Annotated in this window: 15 protein-coding genes; 8 read left to right on the top strand and 7 right to left on the bottom strand. The window is 76.1% G+C overall.

Translation table 11 applies throughout. From position 1 onward, the window contains the following. Window positions 1–177 precede the first annotated feature (177 nt). On the top strand, window positions 178–2,184 hold the full coding sequence (locus tag IH54_RS0115875) for an ATP-binding SpoIIE family protein phosphatase (protein WP_324607797.1): 2,007 nt from the start codon (window positions 178–180) through the stop codon (window positions 2,182–2,184). Between the two features lie 480 nt (window positions 2,185–2,664). Here the strand turns inward: IH54_RS0115875 and IH54_RS39810 are convergent, their stop codons facing one another. After that, window positions 2,665–4,284, bottom strand: coding sequence for an MFS transporter (locus IH54_RS39810; RefSeq protein WP_063762312.1), 1,620 nt, complete (start codon window positions 4,282–4,284; stop codon window positions 2,665–2,667). Window positions 4,285–4,340: 56 nt separating this feature from the next. Here IH54_RS39810 and IH54_RS0115885 point away from each other — a divergent pair, with 56 nt between their 5' ends. Then, entirely contained in the window at window positions 4,341–4,889 is a 549-nt protein-coding gene (locus IH54_RS0115885; RefSeq protein ID WP_234343542.1) for a CGNR zinc finger domain-containing protein, read from the top strand. A 274-nt stretch (window positions 4,890–5,163) separates the two neighbouring features. Continuing rightward, complete coding sequence (locus tag IH54_RS0115890; RefSeq protein ID WP_031517227.1) at window positions 5,164–6,246, top strand: PP2C family protein-serine/threonine phosphatase; 1,083 nt, start codon at window positions 5,164–5,166, stop codon at window positions 6,244–6,246. Between the two features lie 684 nt (window positions 6,247–6,930). On the opposite strand, the gene IH54_RS0115895 is transcribed toward IH54_RS0115890, so the two are convergent. Then, window positions 6,931–7,845, bottom strand: coding sequence for an alpha/beta fold hydrolase (locus IH54_RS0115895; protein ID WP_052397495.1), 915 nt, complete (start codon window positions 7,843–7,845; stop codon window positions 6,931–6,933). Window positions 7,846–8,117: 272 nt separating this feature from the next. On the opposite strand from IH54_RS0115895, the gene IH54_RS0115900 reads away from it, so the two are divergent. Beyond that, the gene (locus tag IH54_RS0115900) at window positions 8,118–8,675 is read left to right on the top strand and encodes a GNAT family N-acetyltransferase (protein ID WP_031517230.1); all 558 of its coding nucleotides are present in this window, start codon (window positions 8,118–8,120) and stop codon (window positions 8,673–8,675) included. A 134-nt stretch (window positions 8,676–8,809) separates the two neighbouring features. Here IH54_RS0115900 and IH54_RS0115905 read toward each other — a convergent pair whose 3' ends face one another. Then, entirely contained in the window at window positions 8,810–9,175 is a 366-nt protein-coding gene (locus IH54_RS0115905; RefSeq protein ID WP_063762315.1) for a hypothetical protein, read from the bottom strand. A gap of 127 nt (window positions 9,176–9,302) precedes the next feature. On the opposite strand from IH54_RS0115905, the gene IH54_RS0115910 reads away from it, so the two are divergent. Further along, entirely contained in the window at window positions 9,303–10,187 is an 885-nt protein-coding gene (locus IH54_RS0115910; protein ID WP_031517235.1) for an aminoglycoside phosphotransferase family protein, read from the top strand. A gap of 66 nt (window positions 10,188–10,253) precedes the next feature. Here the strand turns inward: IH54_RS0115910 and IH54_RS0115915 are convergent, their stop codons facing one another. Then, on the bottom strand, window positions 10,254–11,897 hold the full coding sequence (locus IH54_RS0115915; RefSeq protein WP_031517237.1) for an adenosine deaminase family protein: 1,644 nt from the start codon (window positions 11,895–11,897) through the stop codon (window positions 10,254–10,256). Window positions 11,898–12,269: 372 nt separating this feature from the next. Between IH54_RS0115915 and IH54_RS0115920 the strand changes: the two genes are divergently transcribed. Continuing rightward, window positions 12,270–13,520, top strand: a complete 1,251-nt coding sequence (locus tag IH54_RS0115920) for a geranylgeranyl reductase family protein (RefSeq protein WP_420711763.1) — start codon at window positions 12,270–12,272, stop codon at window positions 13,518–13,520. Between the two features lie 87 nt (window positions 13,521–13,607). Then, window positions 13,608–14,552 carry an aldo/keto reductase gene (locus IH54_RS0115925; protein ID WP_031517241.1) on the top strand — a complete coding sequence of 315 codons (945 nt, stop codon included), beginning with the start codon at window positions 13,608–13,610 and terminating at the stop codon, window positions 14,550–14,552. Between the two features lie 13 nt (window positions 14,553–14,565). Here the strand turns inward: IH54_RS0115925 and IH54_RS0115930 are convergent, their stop codons facing one another. Next, a complete protein-coding gene (locus IH54_RS0115930; RefSeq protein ID WP_052397497.1) occupies window positions 14,566–15,492 on the bottom strand; it encodes a fructosamine kinase family protein in 927 nt (308 codons plus the stop codon). Between the two features lie 182 nt (window positions 15,493–15,674). Between IH54_RS0115930 and IH54_RS0115935 the strand changes: the two genes are divergently transcribed. Next, window positions 15,675–17,057, top strand: a complete 1,383-nt coding sequence (locus tag IH54_RS0115935) for an SMI1/KNR4 family protein (RefSeq protein WP_031517244.1) — start codon at window positions 15,675–15,677, stop codon at window positions 17,055–17,057. Window positions 17,058–17,113: 56 nt separating this feature from the next. Here IH54_RS0115935 and pntB read toward each other — a convergent pair whose 3' ends face one another. Then, window positions 17,114–18,520, bottom strand: a complete 1,407-nt coding sequence (pntB, locus tag IH54_RS0115940) for a Re/Si-specific NAD(P)(+) transhydrogenase subunit beta (protein ID WP_031517246.1) — start codon at window positions 18,518–18,520, stop codon at window positions 17,114–17,116. 6 nt (window positions 18,521–18,526) lie between these two features. Further along, entirely contained in the window at window positions 18,527–20,053 is a 1,527-nt protein-coding gene (locus IH54_RS0115945; RefSeq protein WP_324607799.1) for a Re/Si-specific NAD(P)(+) transhydrogenase subunit alpha, read from the bottom strand. Window positions 20,054–20,147 lie beyond the last annotated feature (94 nt).

Below are 20,147 nucleotides of genomic sequence, written 5' to 3' on the forward strand. Positions count from 1 at the left end.
CGACCCGGCACGCCCCCCGCCCCCGGCGGTGTCCCCGCCGGTCTTCCCCCGGGCGGCTCGGCCTCGTGCACCGTCGACGGCCGGGGCCGGATCACCGCGTGGGGCGGCGACGCACAGAAGCTGCTGGGCTTCGGGCCCGCCGAGGCGGTCGGCCGCCCGGTCCAGGAGCTGCTCGGGGTGCGGGCCGACCTGCTGCCGTGGGGCGCGGACACCGGCTGGACGACCTTCGCGCCGGTCCGCGACCGCACCGGCGAGCGCCTCGACGCCCTGTGGTGCGCCGAGCCGCTGGCGACGGAGGCGGAGGCGGAGGCGCCCCGGGGCGGGACCGGCGCGGACACCGGCGAACTTCCGACGGCCTCCGCCTCCGCCCCGGGCCCGGCCGCCCACTGCTGGGCGGTCCGCCTCGTCCCGCAGGGGGCGGCCGCGCAGCTCTCCGACGCCGGCGCCGTGCCGCCCGAGCAGGACCACGGCAGCCGGCGCCGGCTCGCGATGGTCTACGAGGCCTCGCTGCGGATCGGCAACACCCTCGACGTCTTCCACACCGCCGACGAGCTCGCCCTGATGAGCACCGAGGAGTTCGCCGACTACGTGATCGTCGACCTGCTGGAGCAGCTGCTCAGCGGCGACGAGGACGTGCTCGACCCCGCGCCGGCCGGCAGCGTGGTGCTGCGCCGCACCGCCCAGCGCTCGGTGCTCGACGGCTGCCCCGAAGCCGTCGTCGCGCTCGGCGACAAGCACACCTACCCCACCGGCTCGCCCCCCGGCCGCACCCTCGCGACGGGGCACGGCTTCCTGCAGCAGGTGAACGAGGCCACGCTGGACTGGTGGTCCGCCTCGCCCGAGCGGCAGGCCGTGGTGCGGGAGTACGGCATCCACAGCGCGCTGGTCGTGCCGCTGCGCGCGAGGGGGGTCACACTGGGCCTGGCCATGTTCTGCCGGCACCGCACCGCGGCCCCGTACGAGGCCGACGACCTCGGGGTGGCCGAGGAGCTGGCCCGGCGCGCCGCCGTCTGCGTCGACAACGCCCGCCGGTACACCCGCGAGCGCGCCACCGCCGTCATGCTGCAGCGCAGCCTGCTGCCCGGCACCCTGGCCGCGCCGACCGCCGTCGAGGCCGCCGCCCGCTACCGCCCGGCGGGTTCCCGCAGCGGCGCGGGCGGCGACTGGTACGACGTGATCCCGCTGTCCGGCGCGCGGGTCGCGCTCGTGGTCGGCGACGTGGTCGGCCACGGGCTGCGTGCCGCGGCGGCGATGGGGCGGCTGCGCGCGGCCGTCCGCACCCTCGCCGACATCGACCTGCCGCCGGACGAGGTGCTCACCCGGCTCGACGACGTCATCACCCGGCTCGGCCGCGAGGCCGCCGTGTCCGACAGCGTCGACCCCGAGCAGCAGGGCTTCGGTGAGATGAGCGCCACCTGCCTCTACGCCGTCTACGACCCCGTGTCGCGCAACTGCTGGACGGCCTCGGCCGGTCACCCGCCGCCCGTGGTCGTCACCCCTGAGGGCGAGGCGGTCTTCGCCGACCTCCCCGTGGGCCCGCCGCTGGGCATCGGCGGGCTCCCCTTCGAGGCGGCCGACCTGCGGCTCGCCGAGGGCAGCGTGCTGGCCTTCTACACCGACGGGCTGGTCAAGGCGCCGGGTGCCGACGTGGACTCGGCGATGGAGACCATGCGCGCGCTGCTCACCACGGTCGAGCGCCCTCTGGAGGAGACGTGCGACCTGCTGCTGCGCACCCTGCTGCCCTCCCCGCCCGCCGACGACGTCGCCCTGCTGCTGGTCCGCACCCGCGCGCTGAGCGCCGACCGGGTCGCCTCCTGGGACGTCTTCGACGACCCGGCGGAGGTCGCCACGGTCCGCAAGAACGCCGTCGAGCAGCTCGACGCGTGGGGGCTCGAAGAGGCCGGCTTCACCATGGAGCTGGTCATCAGCGAGCTGGTCACCAACGCCATCCGGCACGGTCGCCAGCCGGTCCGGCTGCGGCTCATCCGGGACGACGCGTCGCTCTTCTGCGAGGTCTACGACGGCAGCAGCGCCGCGCCGCACCTGCGCCGCGCCCGGGTGTGGGACGAGGGCGGCCGCGGCCTGCTGCTGGTCGCACAGCTCACCGACCGCTGGGGGACCCGGCAGACCGGCACCGGAAAGATCATCTGGACCGAGCAGGACCTCACCGCCCCGGAGCCGTGACCCTGGCTGTGCGGGCCTTCTCGGCGGGCGTCGCGTCCTGCCGGGGGTGCCGGTCGCGGGGGCGGGGCCGATCGGCGGGCGCGGTCCTGCCGGCGGGGCCGGTCGGCGGGCAGGTCCTGTCGGCGGGGCCGGTCGGCGGGCAGGTCCTGTCGGCGGGGCCGATCGGCGGGCGCGATCCTGCCGGCGGGGCCGGTCGGCGGGCAGGCCCTGCCCGCGCTCGGAGCCCCCGCCGCTCCCGCCCCCGCCGGGCAACCGGCACCATGGACGTCGTCGCCGGTGGTGGCCCCGGGGCCCGCGGGCTCGGCAGGGCGTGCCCGCAGCGGAGCCAGACCCCAACGGGCCCGGCCCCCGTGAGGCGCGCCGGCGGAGCATCCCCTGGCTCGGGGACCGCACCCTCCACGACAACACCGGCCCGGTGCCCGGTGTGCGACTTCGACGACCGCGTGGTGGTCCTCTTCGCGCACGCCGGGCCGGCACACCTCACCGTGCAGCCCGACGAGTGCACCGGCGTGCCCGCGTCGCTCGACGACCCGGCGTCGTCCGACCTGTTCCACCGGCCCGGCGCCGCGCCCGGGGACGTTTAGCGGCGCGCGCCGGGTCCGCCCCGCCGGTGCGGGACCGCCCGCCCCGGTACGCCGCCGCCGAGAGCGCGGCCACGCCCGCCGCCGCCGCGAGGGCGGCCGGCACGGAGCGGGCCGCGACCGGTCCGGCGGCCGCCGCGCCCAGCGCGTAACCGGTGATCTTCAGGCTCGCCCCGGTGGTGAACACCCGCGCCCGCAGCGCGTCCGGCGCCTCCCGGTGCCGCACCGCGAACAAGGCTGTGAGCTGCGGCCCTTCCCCTGCCCCCGCGAGCAGCAGCGCCGCGACCAGCAGGCCCGGGCGGCACCCGGCGGCCAGCGCCAGCGCGGCCGCCTGGACCAGCGCGGCCACCCACACGACCGTGTCCGGTGGGGCGGCGCGCGGGAACCGCGCGAGCACGCCGCCCGCCGCGAGCGACGAGAGCGCGGCACCCGAGAGCAGCAGCATGCCGCGCCCAGCGCCCCCGAACTCCCGCGCCCCGAGCAGTGGAAGGCACGCGGCGAGCATCCCCTGCGCCGCGGAGCACCCCACCGACGTGACCGTCGCCCGCCCCAGCCGTGGCCGCCGCACCATGAGCCGCACCCCGTCCCCGAGCTCCCTCCACACGGAGCCGGCCGCGGGTGACGGCGGCGCGCCCGCCGGAGGCCGCGCCCGCCCGCCCGTCGACGGCTCCGCCGCAAGGCCCGGTGCGCGTCCTGGCGGTGCGTCCGGTGCGGGGTCGTCCGGCGGGTGGGGTGGTGACCCGGCGCGTACGTCCGGTGGGGGGCCCGGTCGTCGGGACCCGGGAGTGCGACCTGGTGGTGCGTCCGGCGGGGCGGGCGGTGATCCGGGCCGTACGCCGGCCGCCGACGCCTGCCCGCCGCGCACGGCCTCAGGGCTCCTCCGTACGTGCGGTGCGGACCCGGCCCGTATCTGCGGGGGGCCGGGCGCCCGGGTGAGGGGCGCCGGGGCCGATCGCGGGGTACGGGGCGGGAGCGTCCAGGCCGCGGGGATCGCCGCGGCGATCAGGGCGGCCGAGACGGCCACTGCAGCCGGGGCGTTCGCGGCCTCGGCGGTGGCTCCGGCGAGGGCCGGGCCGGTGAGGCCCGCCAGGGTGAAGGTCAGCGCGTCGAGGGCGCTCGCCCTCGGGAGCCGGGACGCCGCCGCGACCCGGGGGAGTTGAGCCGTCCAGCCGCCGGACAGGGCCGGGCCCGCGAGGCCGGTGAGCACCGCGAGCGCCACGCATATCGCGAACGGCAGCCTGGCAAGGCCCGCCAGAAGGGCCGTCAGGCCCGCCGCGTACGCCGCCAGCGCCGCGGCCAGCAGCCGCCCCGGCCGCTCCCGGCGGTCCAGCAGCGCCCCGAGCACCGGGCCGCCCGCCGCCGCGGCGACGGTGAGCCCCGCGAGCAGCGCCGACGCCGAGGCGGCCGAGCCGGTGAGCGCGAACCCCGCCAGCATCAGCGCGGGCCCCGACATCTCGTCGCCCGCACGCGCCGCGACCGCCCCGGCGAGATACCTGCCCAGCCCGTAACGCCTCGTCATCCCGAAGACGTTACGGAGGTAACTCACAACGCTGCAATATGCGTTACAGTGCCCGGATGCTCCCCGCCGACGACCGCTCCGCGCGGCATTCCGTCCAGGAGATGGCCGACCGTGCCGCCGCCCTCGTCAACGCCCTCGACGCCGGCTGCCCCGCCCCCGCCGAGGTCGCCGCGGTGCTCGCCGCGTACGGAGAGCCCGCGGACGGGCTCAGTGCCGCCGACGTCGCCGCCATGCGCGAGGCCGCGGCGCTGCTCCGCGAGGTCTTCGCCGCCGGGCGCACCGACGCCGCCGCGACCGTCCTCAACCGGCTGCTGCGCGAGCACACCGGACCGCTCCGGCTGACCGCGCACGGCGGCGCGTCGCCCTGGCACCCGCACCTCGACAGCGACGACGAGGCGCCCTGGGACGAGTGGTTCCTCGCCTCCTCCTGCATGGCGCTGACCGTCCTGCTCTGGGAGCGGCAGGCGCCGCCCGGCGCGGTGTGCGCCTCGCCCGCCTGCCGCAATGTCTTCGTCAGCCGGAGCCGGGGCCTGGAGCGCCGCTACTGCTCGCGGCGCTGCGCCACCAGGGAGCGGGTCGCGGCCCACCGGCGCGGGCGCGCGTGACGCCCGCCGCGACGCCCGCAGCGCCCGGTGCGCCCGCTACGCCCCCCACCGCCTCCAGTCCCTCGTCGCGGCGCTGGAGGCCACCGGTCCCACCGGCTGGAGCAGGACCTGGCGGCCAGGCCTGAGACCGGGCTGCCGACCGGGCGATGCGGCCCCGGCCGGGCGATGTGGGCCCGCCCGGAGCGTCCGGCCCTGCAGCCGCGGCCTCATGAGGCACCATCGGTCACGGACCGTTCACTCCTGGAGCGGGCGGGTGACGCGAGGAGGGCGGCGGATGCCGGGACGGACCCCGGAGGACGGGGCGGGCGCGCCGCGGTTCGTCCGGGCCGTGGTCCTGGCGGCCGCGGTCCTGCTCTACGTCCTCGTGACCGGCCTGGAGCTCGGCACCTCCCAGCCCTCGCACGTACCGTCCGTGCTGGTGGCGATCCCCGCCCTCGTCGCCCTGGCCTTCGGGCCGCCGGCGATCATCGGCGCGGCCGTGGTGGTGGCCGCGACCCGCTGGGCGTTCCTGGCCGTGGAGCCGGGGCGCTTCGGCGCCGCCGCGGGGACCAGCGCGGCCGCGCTCGCCGTCGCGGCCGTGGCGTGCTTCGCGGTGAGCCGCAGGCGGCGCGCCGCCGCGCGGCTGGTGGAGGTCACCTCCGTCGCAGAGACGGCGCAGCGCGCGCTGCTGCGCCCGCCGCCCGACGCCGTCGGCCCGATCCGTATCGCCGCGAGCTACCGGGCGGCCGCGCAGTTCGCCCGCATCGGCGGCGACGTCTACGCCGTCGCCGACACCGGGTTCGGCCTGCGGGTGCTCATCGGCGACGTCCGCGGCAAGGGGCTCGAAGCGGTGGCCACCGGGGCGGTCGTCCTCGGCTGCTTCCACGAGACCGCCTTCGACCATCCCACCCTGGAAGGCCTCGCCGGCCGCTTGGAGCTCAGCCTGCGCCGCTACCTCGACGACGCCGAGGGCTTCGTCACCGCGCTGCTGGTCGACATCGCCCCCGACGGCCGCCTGCGCGCGCTGTCCTGCGGGCACCCGCCGCCGCTCCTGCTGCGCGGTGCGGACGCGCTCGACGTCCCGGTGGCACCGGGGCTGCCGCTGGGCCTGGGCAACCTGCCGCCCGCCGCCGGCCCCTCCCCGGCGCCCGTCGACGTCCGGCTGCGGCAGGGCGACACCGTCCTGCTCTACACCGACGGGATCACCGAGGCCCGGGACGCCGCCGGCGCCTTCTACCCGCTCGCCGAGCGGCTGCGCGCGCACCCGGGGCGCCCCGCCCCGGCCGACCTCCTCGACTGGCTCCAGGAGGACGCGCGCGCCCACGCCGGCGGCCTCACCCACGACGACGCGGCACTCCTCGCGCTCACCTGGACCTGAGACGGCGCCACCGGCCGTCGCGTGCCGGGCCTGCGCGGCACGGGCCCGGCCACCGTGCCCGTGGCGGGAAGTACGCCCGCCGCCCGCGCGTGCGCGTTTTCGCAAGTCACGGAGGCCGTTTCGTTCACGCCGCGCGCCCGCCGCCCACGTGCGCGCTCCCCGCAGCGTTCCTGGCGTGACGGCCACGGAGGGCACTCACAGCCGCGGTCCCCGCGGGGCGGCCCCGGACGGCCCCGGCGGCGCGGGCTTCCTCGCCGGGCACAATGCCCTGTCACCGGGGCCGCCGGCGGTAGCGGCAAGGCCTGTGCGACGGCTTTCGCCGAGGCCGGCGCGGCCGTGGACGTGGTGGACCGGGCGGCACGCGCGGACGCGTTGCCGCCGCCTCTTGCGGGGTGCTGCCGGCCTGACCGGTCTTGCCGCAGCCGGCCGGCACGGTGAGGGATCTGCTTCCGCGCGGGGCCGAGGGCCCCGGCGTGGTGGACGTGGGGGTACGAGCATGGCGACCGGCTCCCGGAGAGGTGGGTGGTTGGGCGAACCGTAGAAGCGACCGGGTGAACCGGACGTGTGGGCGGCACACGTTCCGTGCGGGCCGCCGGTGTCGGCAGGGACCAGGGCGGGCACCGACGGAGAACGCGCCCGTGCCCGGGGCTCACCCGTGGGCACGGGCCCGCTGTCGCCTCGCGGTCAGCCGCCCAGCGCCTCCCGGACGTGGGCGGCCACGACGCGCGCCCCGGCCCGGCCCAGCACCGTCGAGTAGTGGTTCACACCGGGGACGAAGTACGCCGCCACCCCTGCCTCCGCCAGGCCGCTGCCGGCGATCACCTCCGGCGCGTACAGCCCCACCGGCTCGTCCTGCAAGCCCCGTTCCGCCCACAGCAGCCGTGCGGGCAGGGGCAGTTCGTGGATGGCGGCGAAGACCTCGGGGTTGCGGAGCTCGTCCTCCGCGTCCTCGCGGACGGCCGCGCCCCGGCAGGCGGACCGCAGCTCCGGCTCCGTCCCGACGAGGTCGCGGTCGAGACAGGCGGCGACGTCCGGCCCGCCGAGGTCGGCGAACGCCGGGTGCCGCGCCCAGAACGCGTGGTAGGCCGCGCGGTCCGGGAAGGTCATGTCCAGCCTCTGCACGGCCGGCCCGATCACGGCGTGCAGCACCGTCTCGATGTCCACGTCCTGCGGCACGGGGAAGCCCAGCCCGCCGTCGACGAGCACCGCCGCGGAATAACGCTGCGGATCGCGGCGGGCCGCGACGCACGCCGCGAAGCCGCCCATCGAATGACCGGCGAGCACCGCCCGCGCCACACCGAAGCGGTCGAGCACCGCCCGCAGGTCGTCGGCGTGGGCGGCCATGGTGCTGGTCCCGGTGACGTCCCGGCTCAGGCCGCGCCCGCGCAGGTCGGGGGCGAGCACCTGCACGCCGTCCAGCTCCTCGGCGACCCGCGACCACGCCAGCCCGTTGCCGGTGATGCCGTGCACGGCCAGCACCGTGCCGGCGCCGGGCCGCCCGGGCCAGCGCCGCACCGACAGCTGCCCGCCGTCGACGTCCACGCGGCTGTCCTCGTAGGCCCGCCGCGCCTGCTGCCCGCTGTCCCGCTGCCCGTTCATCCGCCGTCCGCCCTTCCGTCCCCGCGGCCGCCCCGCGCGGCCGGTGCAGGACAGGTACCCACACCACCCGGGACCATGGGCGCGTGCCCACGCCGCCGGGGACCGACCGGTGTGGGCACGGACCGTCGCCATGGGGGAAGCCGTCCGCCCGCCGGGCGGCACGGGTATCGTCGGGGACGAGTCCGAGAGACGCTGCAACGGGCCCCGCGCGCCCGCCACGCTCGGACTCCCTCCGTGCAGGAAGGGCGTCTGCGCGCGCCGGGGGGGCGTCCATGCGTCATGACGGAAACGGCCTGGTCAGCTACAAGATTCCGGAGGCCGGCGACGACCGCGCCCTGCGGGCCATGGCCCGCCGCGCGTTCGCGGAGACCTTCGGGCACCTGTACGACCCCGGCCCTTTCGGTGCGTTCCTCGACGGCGCCTACGGGCCCGGCGGCACCATGGCGCGCGACCTCGGCGATCCGGCGGTCCGCTGGCTGGTCGCCTTCCGGGCCGCCGCCCCCGTCGGCTACGCCAAGCTGACACCGCTTCGGGCCCCCGCCCTCGCCCCGGCCCCCGGCGCGGTCGAACTGCAGCAGATCTACGTCCTCGCCGAGTGGCACGGCCGCGGCGTCGCCGCCCGCCTCATGGCCTGGGCTCTGGCCACGGCCGCCGCCGACGGGGCCCCCGAGATCTACTTGACGGTCTTCGACCACAACGAGCGGGCCAAGCGCTTCTACCGGCGGTACGGCTTCGCGGAGGCCGGCCGCTGCACGTTCACCCTCGGCGACCGCACCGACGACGACCGGATCTGGCGGCGCGACCTCGAAGGCCCCGCATCCGGCGGGTAGCCCCATCCTGCCGTGTGCCGTGTGCCGTGTGCCGTGTGCCGTGTGCCGTGTGCCGTGTGCGTGGGCCGTACCGCGTGCCCGTCACCGGCCCGGCGCGCGGCGGGCCTTCCGCCGTCGGGCCCGGCGTGGGCGGCTCACCTGCCCAGCCGGCGCACCTGCCACCACGCGAGCCCCACGACCGCGGTCGCCGTCAGCGTGACCGCGGCGCGCGGCAGCCGGGCGGCGCCCGCGTCGCCGTACGCGCGGCGGGCGCGCACCGCCCCGTGCGACTGCCAGCTCAGCGCCGAGTGGTTCGACTGGCCCGAGAGCCACGAACCGAACGACTGGAAGGACCCGATCGACAGCGCGGACATCGCCGAGCCGAGCGACCCGAAGGACGCGAAGGATCCCACGGACCCGATCGACAGGGCCGAGCCCGCCGACCCGATGGACAGCACCGACTCGGTCGAGCCGATGGACAGCAGCGAATTGCGGGAACCGACCGACCAGCGTGAGGACATGCCCGCCATTCTCCTCCGGTCACCGCGTGCCCGCGCACCGGACCCGATATCCGGTGGGCGGCACGGCACTCCCGCGGTTACCCTCCGCGGATGCCGGAAGGGCCGCCCGACGACTTGCGGAGAGCCGATGCACCCCGATGAATTCCCCGTCGACGAGGACCTGGTGGCGAAGCTGGTCGCGGGCCGGTTCCCGCGGTGGGCGGGGCTGCCGGTGCGGCGGCTGGCGTCCGGCGGGACGGTGAACGCCGTGTTCCGGCTCGGTGAGGACCTGCTCGTACGGCTGCCGCTGGTGGCCGGCGGGGCGGCGGACGTCGAGCGGGAGGGCCGGTGGCTGCCGCGGCTCGCGGGCCTCCTGCCGGTGCCCGTACCCGAGGTGGTGGGCGCGGGGGAGCCGGGTGAGGGGTATCCGTGGGCCTGGTCCGTGCTGCGGTGGCTGCCCGGCGCGCCGCCCGAGGCGGGGGCGCTCGCCGACCCCGCGGGGCTGGCCGCCGATCTGGCGGGCTTCGTCAGCGCGATGCGCGCCGTCACCCTGCCGGACGCGCCGCGCGCCCACCGCGGCGGACCGCTCACCGGGCTCGACGCCGGGACGCGCGAGGCGATCGAGGAGCTGCGGGGCATCCCGCAGGAGGGCGTCGACTGCGACGCGGCCCTGGCCGTGTGGGAGGAGGCGCTGCGGGCGCCGGCCTGGGACGGCCCGCCGGTGTGGCTGCACGCCGACCTGATGCCGGGCAACCTGCTCGTCCGGGGCGGCCGTCTGGCCGCGGTCATCGACTTCGGCTGCACCGGCGTCGGCGACCCGGCCTGCGACCTCCTCCCGGCCTGGAACCTGCTGCCGCCGGACGCCCGCGCCGCCTTCCGGGCCGCGCTCGGCACCGACGACGCGACCTGGTCCCGCGGCCGCGGCCGCACCCTCTCGCAGGCGCTCGTCGCCCTGCCGTACTACCGGGAGTCCAACCCCGCGATGGCCCGCAACGCCCGCCACGTCATCCGGGCGGTGCTGGGCGGCGGGTGACACGGCCCCCGCGCCGCCCGCCCCTCTTCCGTAACTGGGGGCGGGCGGCGCGGGGCGGGGCGGGCGTCAGCGCGCTGCGACGGCCTGTTCGAAGGCCGCGAACGCCGCCTCCTGGCGCCATTCGAGAGCGGCCCGGGGACTGGCGGCGAGCAGGCGGCGGCAGGCCGCGGAGACCGGGCGGCCGGTGCCGGGGAGCCCGCCGCGGCAGGCCGGCTGCGGGAGGTAGCCCAGGGCGGTGGGGTTGCCCTGCCAGAGGGAGGCGCCGGGCAGGAAGGCGTACTGCAGGGACGCGCGGGCCAGGTCCTTCAGTGCCGGGTACGCCAGCGCGTAGGTCGCGGCGGCGTACTCGTACTCGTGGCTGATGTCGATGCGGGAGATGCCCGGGTCGTCGGTCGCGAGGACGACGGGCACGCCGTACGCCCGGTAGGTCTCGAAGGGGTGCTCGGTGCCCTTGACCCCGAGGATCTGAGCGTTGCTGCTGAAGGGCACCTCGACGGCGACCTGGCGGGCCGCCATCGTGCGGGCGGTGGCCTGCCAGCCGTCCTCGTGGACCAGGTCGACGCCGTGCCCGATGCGCTCGGCGCCGGCCACCTGTACGGCCTCCCCGATGTGGAAGGCCAGATCGGCCGGCTTGACCAGACCGGGCCACAACTCACCGGCGTGCAGGGTCACATGGGCTTTCGGGTAGATCCCGCGCAGGTACTGGAGCATGCGCATCTGGAGGCTGTAGTCGCGCAGCGCGATCTCGCCGTCCTCCGGCATCACCAGGTTGACGGCGACGAACCGCGGATCGGCCTCGGCCAGCCGCATGCCGGCTTCCATCTGCGTGAAGACGCGTTCGGGCGCGGTTCCGCGGGAGACCTGGGAGATCCACCGCACGGTGAGCCCGCAGCCGGGCCGGGCGGCGGCCGTGCCGCAGCGCTCTGCGGTACGGAACTCGGTGTCGGCGTCGTCGGCCTCCTTGCGGGCCGCAGCCACGACCGCGTCGAGCTTGCCGTCCGCGGTCAGCTTCGCGTGCAGTGCGGCGAGGTCGGGGTCCCAGCCCACCTGCGCGGCCAGCCGCTTGGCCTCCCCGGAGGCGGGGGTGACCATCGTTTCCAGGTAGAACTGGTTCTGCGCCACCGCCGTGTCCGCGACCTCGGCGAGCATGTCGCCTCGGTGCCGCCAGGTCACCTCGCCGAACTTGTCGAAGGCGGTGAAGAAGTGGTCGTGCCCGTCGCCGTCCGGCGGGAAGTCCTGCATGGACCAGGCGCGCACGATCGTGCCGTGGAAGGCGGCGTCGGTGCGCGCGTCCGCCGCGGGCCGGGTGCCTGGCCCGCAGGGCGGCTCGACCGCGGTCACGGTCCGGGTGTCGATGCACAGCCCGTCCTCGGCGGCCCGGTTGACCAGGTATTCGGTCGAGACCGCGCCGGAGAGGTGGTTGTGCAGGTCGCCGCCCTTGGGCATCGCCACGAAGAAGTCGCGCAGCCGCGCCGGGTTGCCGCGGACGGAGCGCAGGTACGCGTCGGTGAGCGCCTCGGCGGGTGTCACCGGCCGGGCAGCCGCCGAGGCGGTACGGGAGGCCGTACCTGACGCCGTGACCGGCCGCGCAGCCGGCGGCGGGGCCGCGGGCGCGGGTGCGGCCAGCGTGCACACCACCGCGAGCGCGCCGAGGCCGGCAGCCGCCAGCCGCCGGGCCCGGCGGGCGGGGGAGAAACCGTTGATGATCATGGTGTCATCGTGGTCACCGGGCGCCCCGCACGGGCGAGTTGACACACCGCCACGCACCCGCCGTCACCCGTACGGGGGTACGGCCGCCGGTGCCTCGCGGGATACGCCGTTCGGCCCCGCGGGCGGGGCCGTCCGCATCGAGCGGCCGGTCGGCGGGTAGCCATACGTGATGTGAAGGACGAGAGCGGCGATACCAGCGAGAACGGCGATATCAGAGATATCAGCGCCACCGACGCGAGCGACGTGAGCGACGTGAACGACGAGCACCGTGACGACGACGTGCGGCACCCCGGTGACACGAGTGGGCCGCACCGCCCCGCCCGGACCGAACCGTCCGCCCAGGACACCCGCACCGCGCAGGACGCCCAGGTCATCGTGGTCGGCGCGGGCCCGGCCGGCTCCAGCGCGGCCTTCCACCTCGCGCGGGCCGGGGTGGACGTCCTGATGCTGGAGAAGGACGACTTCCCGCGCGAGAAGGTGTGCGGGGACGGGCTGACCCCGCGCGGCGTCCACCAGCTCGTGCGCATGGGCGTCGACGTCACCGGCGAGGGCTGGCACCGCTCGCGCGGCATGCGCTGGGTCTGCGGCGAGCGCCAGGTGCTGATCGACTGGCCGAACCTCGCGCGCTTCCCGGACTTCGGACTGACCCGCACCCGGCACGACTTCGACGAGATCCTGGCCCGCCACGCCCAGGCGGCCGGCGCCCGGCTGCACACCGGGGTGAAGGTCACCGCGCCGCTCACCGACCGCACCGGCCGGGTCGTCGGCGTCCGCGCCGCGGCCGGTCCCGACGGCGAACCGGTCGAGCACCGCGCGCCGCTGGTCGTCGCGGCCGACGGCGCCTCCGCGCGGCTCGCCGTCGCGCTGGGCGCGCACCGCGACAAGGCCCGGCCGATGGCCACCGCCGTACGCCGCTACTTCCGCAGCCCCACCCGCTCCGGCGAGGAGTACCTGGAGCTGTGGGCGGATCTGCGGCTGCCGCAGAGCGACGCCTGGCTGCCCGGCTACGGCTGGATCTTCCCGCTGGGCGACGGGCGGGTGAACGTCGGGGTGGGCGTGCTGGGCCGCCGCGGGCGGCGCACCCCCGACCTGCGCGCCGCGCTCGCCGCGTGGCTGGAGCGGACCCCGCCGGAGTGGGGCCTGGACGAGGCGGGCGCCGACGGCCCGCTGCGCAGCGCCGCCCTGCCGATGGGCCTGAACCGCCGCCCGCAGTACGGCCGCGGGCTGATGCTCGTCGGAGACAGCGCGGGCACGATCAGCCCGTGGAACGGCGAGGGCATCTGCCAGGCCATGGAGTCCGGCGAGGCCGCGGCCGAGGTCGCCGCCCTCGCGCTGACCCGCCCGGCGGGCCCCGGCCGCGAGCGCGTCCTGCAGAGCTACCCCGCGGTGCTCGACCGCCGCTGGGGCCGCTACTACCGGCTCGGCAACGCGGCGGCGACGTACGTGCTCAGCCGCTCCGGCTTCGAGCCGCTGCTCGCCCGCATCATCGACCGGCCCGCCCTGGTCGACGGCATGGCCCGGCTGCTGACCAACCTCACCGACGACCCCTCGCGCGACGCCGTCGACCACGTCGTCAACGCCCTCGTCCGCCTCACCCCGGCGCGCGCCGCGACCACCCGCTGACCCGGCCCGCCGTCTGCTCGTCCCCGCCACCGCACCGGGGACGGGCAGGCGGAATAACCTGTACCCGCCACGTTGCTGCACACGGTCATGACTGCACTGCGCAAACTCGGGTCGTCGGACATCGAGGTCTTCCCGCTCAGCCTCGGCGGGAACGTCTTCGGCTGGTCCTCGGACAAGGCCACCTCCTTCGCCGTCCTCGACGCCTACACCGAGGCGGGCGGCAACTTCGTCGACACCGCCGACGCCTACTCCGCCTGGGTACCGGGCAACGAGGGCGGCGAGTCGGAACGCATCATCGGGGAGTGGCTGGCGGCCCGCGGCAACCGCGACAGCGTCGTCGTCGCGACCAAGGTGAGCCGGCACCCCGAATTCCTCGGGCTGCGCCCGGACAACATCAAGGCCGCAGCGGAGGCCTCGCTGCGCCGCCTCGGCACCGACCGCATCGACCTGTACTACACGCACTTCGACGACCCCGAGGTGCCGGTCGGGGACATCGTCACCGCTCTGGACGACCTGGTGCGCGAGGGCAAGGTCCGGGCCGTCGCCGCGTCCAACATCAGCGCCGAGCGGCTGACGGAGTCGCTGGAGTTCTCCGCGCGCGAGGGCAAGGCGGCTTACGTGGCCCTCCAGCCGCACTACAACCTGATGTCCCGCGACACCTACGAGGGCCCGCTCCAGGACGTCGCCGTTCGCCACGGCCTCGCGGTCGTGCCGTACTTCGCGCTGGCCGCGGGCTTCCTGACCGGCAAGCACCGCGCCGGGGAGACCGTGGACAGCGCCCGGTCGCAGCGTGTCGAGGGCTACGTCGGCAGCGAGCGCGGCAACCGTGTGCTGGCCGCGCTGGAGCGCACCGCCGCCGCGCACGGCGCGCACGTGGCCTCCGTGGCGCTCGCCTGGCTCGCCGCCCAGCCCGGCGTCGTCGCGCCCATTGCCAGCGCCCGCGTCCCCGGCCAGCTGCCCCCGCTGGTCGCCTTCCCGGAGCTGCGGCTGACCGCCGCGGAGGTCGAGGCGCTGACCGAGGCGTCCGCCTGACGCCGCGCGGCCCTCAGGGCCGGGTCGCCGTCCGCCCCCCGGCGGACGGCGACCCGGTGCCGGCCGGGCGTCGGGCGCGGAAGGGCGCGACGACGTCGCGCACGTAGCCGACGGCGTCCCAGTCGTCGACGCCGTGCGCCAGTGCGCTCAGGACCTCGCGCAGGTGCAGTACGGGCATGCGCTCCCGCCACCCGCTCGCGAGCGGCGCCACCTCGGCGTAAGCCGAGAAGAAGCGCTCCGAGGCGGGCGGCCGCGGCGAGCACCACAGCATGCTCAGCTCGGACTCGGCCCAGGTGTACGACACGGCGGGGTCGACGACCGCGACGCCGACGTCCGGCGCGCCCAGGACGTTGCCCGACCACAGGTCACCGTGGTTGAGGCAGGCCGGCTGCTCGGGGACCAGCTCGGGCAGCCGCTCGCAGAGCCGCTCCAGGGCCCGCCGGTCGTCCGCGTCCAGCCGGCCGTCGACGAACGCCAGCCAGTGCAGGACGCGGTGCTCGGCGAAGAACGCGTGGCCGTCGGCCGTCCAGGTGTTGATCTGCGGCAGCCGCCCCAGCCGGCCGTCGCGGTGCCAGCCGAACCGGTCGTGGACCGTCGAGGCGTGCAGCCGCGCGACCGCCCGGCCCAGTTCCTCCCACGCCTCGCCGGTGTCCGGGAAGGCCGGGAAGAGGGCGAGCACCAGCAGCTCGGACGACGCCAGCAGCACGTCGGGCGTGCGCAGGCCCGCCTCGCGCAACACGCGCAGGCCCGCCGCCTCGATCCGGAAGAGGTCGGGTATCGCCTCGGTCACCGTCTTCGCGAAGACCTGTCCGCCCCCGGCGAGCGTGGCGACACCGGCCTGCGCGACGGCCCCGCCCGGCGCGGCGCGCACCTCCTCGACGTCGAATCCGGCCGACAGCAGCCGCTCCCGCAGGAGCCGGGATTCAGGGTGGTCCGTCATGCGGGCCAGCCTAGTGACGTGACCGGCAAACCCTCCCGGTCACAGCACCAGGCCGGGCCGGGACCGGCGGGGGAGTGTCAGTGGCGGCTGTGACAATGGCGGACAGCCGGTCGCCACGTCCGGCCGGACCAGGTGAACGGTGGCGGGCCGCCTGCCGTTCCTGCACATCGCGGAGGCCGGGGATGCCCTCACTGCACGAATTCGCCACCTGGGAGCCGCTGCTGCGGGTCCTGCGGACCGACTGCCACGAGCAGTGGGGCGGCTCCGCAGGGGTGGTGAGCGGCCAGATCGGCCCCAGGGGCTGGAGCCTGCCGGTGCGCATGGCCAGGCCGACGCCGGGACGCGCCGCCCAGGTAGAGGACATGGCGGACGCGTTCTCCGCCGTGGAGCGCATTCAGCAGGCGCTGCGCGAGGAGGGGTGGCAGCACGTCGCCCTCACCGCGGAACTGACGCTCGCCGGACCCGCGTCGATACGGGTCTTCGCGCCGAGCCCGGCCGCCACGGCGGGGACGGGCACCGCTGCGCCGGGCGCGCTGCTGTTCGTCGAGGGGGCGGTCCCCGAGCCGTGGCGGCGGCTGCCGGAACCGGCGCCCGACGCGCGGCCAGCCGCCTCCGCGGACGCGGAACTGGTCGAGCGCACGCTGCGGGAGCGGCTGCCGGACGCCGTGCCCGCCACCGAGGAGGAGATCGTCGGGGCGGAGCGGCGGCTCGGCGTCACGCTGCCCGCCGAACTGCGCGCGGTCTACCGGGTGGTGCGCGGCCGGTGGACGGACTTCCCCGACCACGACGCCGCCGAGCGGGTCTACGAGGCGGTCGGCGTCGAACTGCTGCCGCCGGAGGAGCTGTACGTCGCCGACGCCGCGTCGCGGCACTGGCAGTGGCAGCACGCGGCGACCCAGGCGGTCGTGACCGCGCCGGACGCGGCCGTGCAGGGCCTCGTGGGCTCGCCCGGCTGGATCGCCTTCGGCGGCAACGGCGGCGGCGACGTCTACGCCGTCGACCTCACCCCCGGGCCCCGCGGCCGCACCGGGCAGATCGTCTTCATCGGCCACGAGGAGAGTACCGGCGCGGACCTCGTCGCGGACTCGCTCACCGACTTCGTCGTGCACCGGCGCCCCAGCGCGCACACCGCCGCGCGGGTGCGCGCGGACCGGACGCCGGCCGTCGCCCGTGTCAACCGCGTGGACCTGCCCGATGTCGCGGCCGCCGCCCACCCCGACCTGGAAGTGCTGAGCATCGGCGTGCTGGAGGGCCCGCCGCTGAGCCTCGCCCCCGCCGTCGGGCTGCCGAAGCTGCGGACGCTGACGGCGTATCCGGGCACGCTCGCGGACCCGCTGGAGATATCCGGGCTGAAGGGCCTGGAGTTCCTGGAGCTGGGGCCGGAGGAGTGGCGGGTGCTGCTGGACGCCGGCGCGGTGCCGTGCGGCCTGGCTGCGGCCGCGATCGTCGCGTACGGCTGCGAGCTGGGGGAGACGGTCGCGCTCTCCAACGAGCTGCTCGCGCTGTCGGGCCGCCCGCAGATCACCGACGAGGTCCTGCACGGCGACCTCGGCCCGCTGCAGTAGCACGCGGGGCGGCGGGCCGCACCGGTCCGCCGCCCCCCGCCCCCGCCGCGGCAGGCTCACAGCGCCCGCAGGATGTCCTCGACCCGCTCCTTCGCGTCGCCGAACAGCATCTGGCTGTTGTCCCGGAAGAACAGCGGGTTCTGCACCCCCGCGTAGCCGGGGTTCATCGACCGCTTGAAGACGACGACGTTCTCCGCCTCCCACACCCGCAGCACGGGCATGCCGGCGATCGGGCTGCCGGGGTCGTCGACCGCCGCGGGGTTGACGGTGTCGTTCGCGCCGATGACCAGGACCACCGTGGTCGCGGCCAGGTCGTCGTTGATCTCGTCCATCTCCAGCACGATGTCGTACGGCACCTTCGCCTCGGCCAGCAGCACGTTCATGTGCCCCGGCAGCCGGCCGGCGACCGGGTGGATGCCGAACCGCACCTCGACGCCCATGTCCCGCAGCCTGCGCGTCAGATCGGCCACCGGGTACTGCGCCTGTGCCACCGCCATGCCGTAGCCGGGGGTGATGACGACCGACCGGGCGTCCTTGAGCAGCTTCGCCGTGCCGGATGCGTCGATCTCGCGGTGCTCGCCGTAGTCGGTGGTGTCGGCCGGGCCCGTCTCGACGCCGAAACCGCCCGCGATGACCGAGAGGAACGAGCGGTTCATCGCCGTGCACATGATGTACGACAGGTACGCACCGGACGAGCCGACCAGCGCGCCCGTCACGATCAGCAGGTTGTTGTCGAGCAGGAATCCGGACGCGGCGGCCGCCCAGCCCGAGTAGCTGTTCAGCATCGACACGACGACCGGCATGTCGCCGCCGCCGATCGACGCCACCAGGTGCAGGCCGAGCGCCAGCGCCACCGCGGTCACGGCGACCAGCAGGCCCACGTTCGGCGAGACCACGAAGGCCACCGTGAGTCCCGCGAAGGCCGCGAGCGCGCCCAGGTTGAGCAGGTTGCGGCCGGGCAGCATCAGCGGGCTGGACCTGATGCGCGCCGACAGCTTGAGGAAGGCGATGATCGAGCCGGTGAAGGTCACCGCGCCGATGAAGACGCCGACGAAGACCTCGGCGTGGTGGATGCGCAGCAGGTCGGACGCGATCTCGTGCTGCCCGGCGCCCTTGGCCTCGACGTCCAGGTAGCCGTTCCAGCCGACCAGCACGGCGGCGAGGCCGACGAAGCTGTGCAGTATCGCGATGAGTTCCGGCATGCCGGTCATCTCGACCCGGCGCGCCCGCCACAGGCCGATGCCCGCGCCGACGACCATGGCCGCGACGAGCAGCCCCATGCCGGTGGCCGCGATGCTGCGCGAGGCCAGCCCGATGGTCGCGGCCAGCGCGATGGCCATGCCGGCGATGCCGTAGACCACGCCGGAGCGGGACGTCTCGTGCCGGGACAGCCCGGCGAGGGAGAGGATGAAGAGCAGCGCGGCGACGACGTAGGCAGCCTGCGCGGCGGTCGATGCGGTCACGGCGCATCAGTCCTTCGCGAACATCGACAGCATGCGCCGCGTCACCGCGAAGCCGCCGAAGATGTTGATCGACGCCAGGAGGACCGCCGCGAAGGCGAGCACGGTGACCGCGGTGTGCGCGTGCCCGATCTGCAGCATCGCGCCGACCACGATGATCCCGGAGATCGCGTTCGTCACCGACATCAGCGGGGTGTGCAGCGCGTGGTGCACGTGCCCGATGACGTAGTAGCCGATCACGATGGCCAGCACGAAGACCGTGAGGTTGCCGATCAGCTGCTGCGGGGCGAAGGCCGTGGCGAGGAACAGCAGCGCCGCCCCCAGGCCCACCACGGCGTACCGGCGCGCGGTCGTCGCGGCGCGGCTGCGCACCGGCGCGGCGGGTGGTGCGGGGGGCGGCGCGGCCGCGGGCTGCGGTGCGGCTGAGACCTGCACGGGCGGTGGCGGCCAGGTCGTCGTGCCCTCGCGCGTCACGGTGACCGAGCGCTGCACGACGTCGTCGAAGTCCAGCACCAGCTGCCCGTCCTTGCCGGGCGTCAGCAGCTTCAGCAGGTTGACCAGGTTGGTGCCGTACAGCTGCGAGGCCTGCGCGGGCAGCCGCGCGGCCAGGTCGGTGAACCCGATGACGGTGACCTGGTTGTCGGTGACGACCGTCTCGCCCGCGACCGACCCGGCGACGTTGCCGCCCTGGGCCGCGGCCATGTCCACGATCACGCTGCCGGGCCGCATGGCCGCCACCATCTCCGCGGTGACCAGCCGCGGCGCCGGGCGGCCCGGGACGAGGGCGGTGGTGATGAGGATGTCGGTGTCCGGCAGGGTCTTCGCGTAGAGCGCGGCGGCACGGGAGTTGTAGTCGTCCGACATCTCCTTGGCATAACCGGTCGCGCTGACCTCGACGTCCGCCGACTCCACCGCGAGGTACTCGCCGCCCAGCGACCTGACCTGGTCGGCGACCTCCGGGCGCGGGTCGGTGGCCCGCACCACCGCGCCCAGGCTGCCCGCCGCGCCGATCGCCGCGAGGCCCGCCACGCCCGCTCCGGCCACCAGCACCTTCGCGGGCGGCACCTTGCCGGCTGCGGTGACCTGGCCGGTGAAGAATCGCCCGAAGGCGTGAGCGGCCTCGACCACCGCGCGGTAACCCGCGATGTTGGCCATGGAGCTGAGCACGTCCATCGACTGGGCGCGCGAGATGCGCGGCACCGCGTCCATCGCGAGCGCCGTCACCGAGGCCCGTGCCAGCGCCTCCAGCAGCTCCGGACGCTGCCCGGGGGCGAGCAGCGAGACGAGCACCGCGCCCTCCCGCAGCAGGGCGATCTCCTCCTCCACCGGCGCGTCGACCGCCAGGACGACGTCGGCGCCCCACACTTCCGTACGGCTCCCGATCGAGGCCCCGGCCTCCCGGTACGCCTCGTCGCCGATGCTGGCGGCGAGCCCCGCGCCGGACTCCACCACCACCTCGTAGCCGAGGCCCCGCAGTTGCGCGACCGTCAGCGCGGTGGCCGCCACCCGTGTCTCCCCGTCGCGCGCTTCGGACACGACGCCCACTCGTTGACCTTGCTGACTCACACTGGGTCCTCTCTGGTCGGCGTTCCACCTCGGCTGAGGCGGTGACTGCCCGGGACTACCCGGA

Origin of the sequence: Streptomyces sp. NRRL F-5123 (genome assembly GCF_000721495.1) — a bacterium.
GTDB lineage: Bacteria > Actinomycetota > Actinomycetes > Streptomycetales > Streptomycetaceae > Actinacidiphila.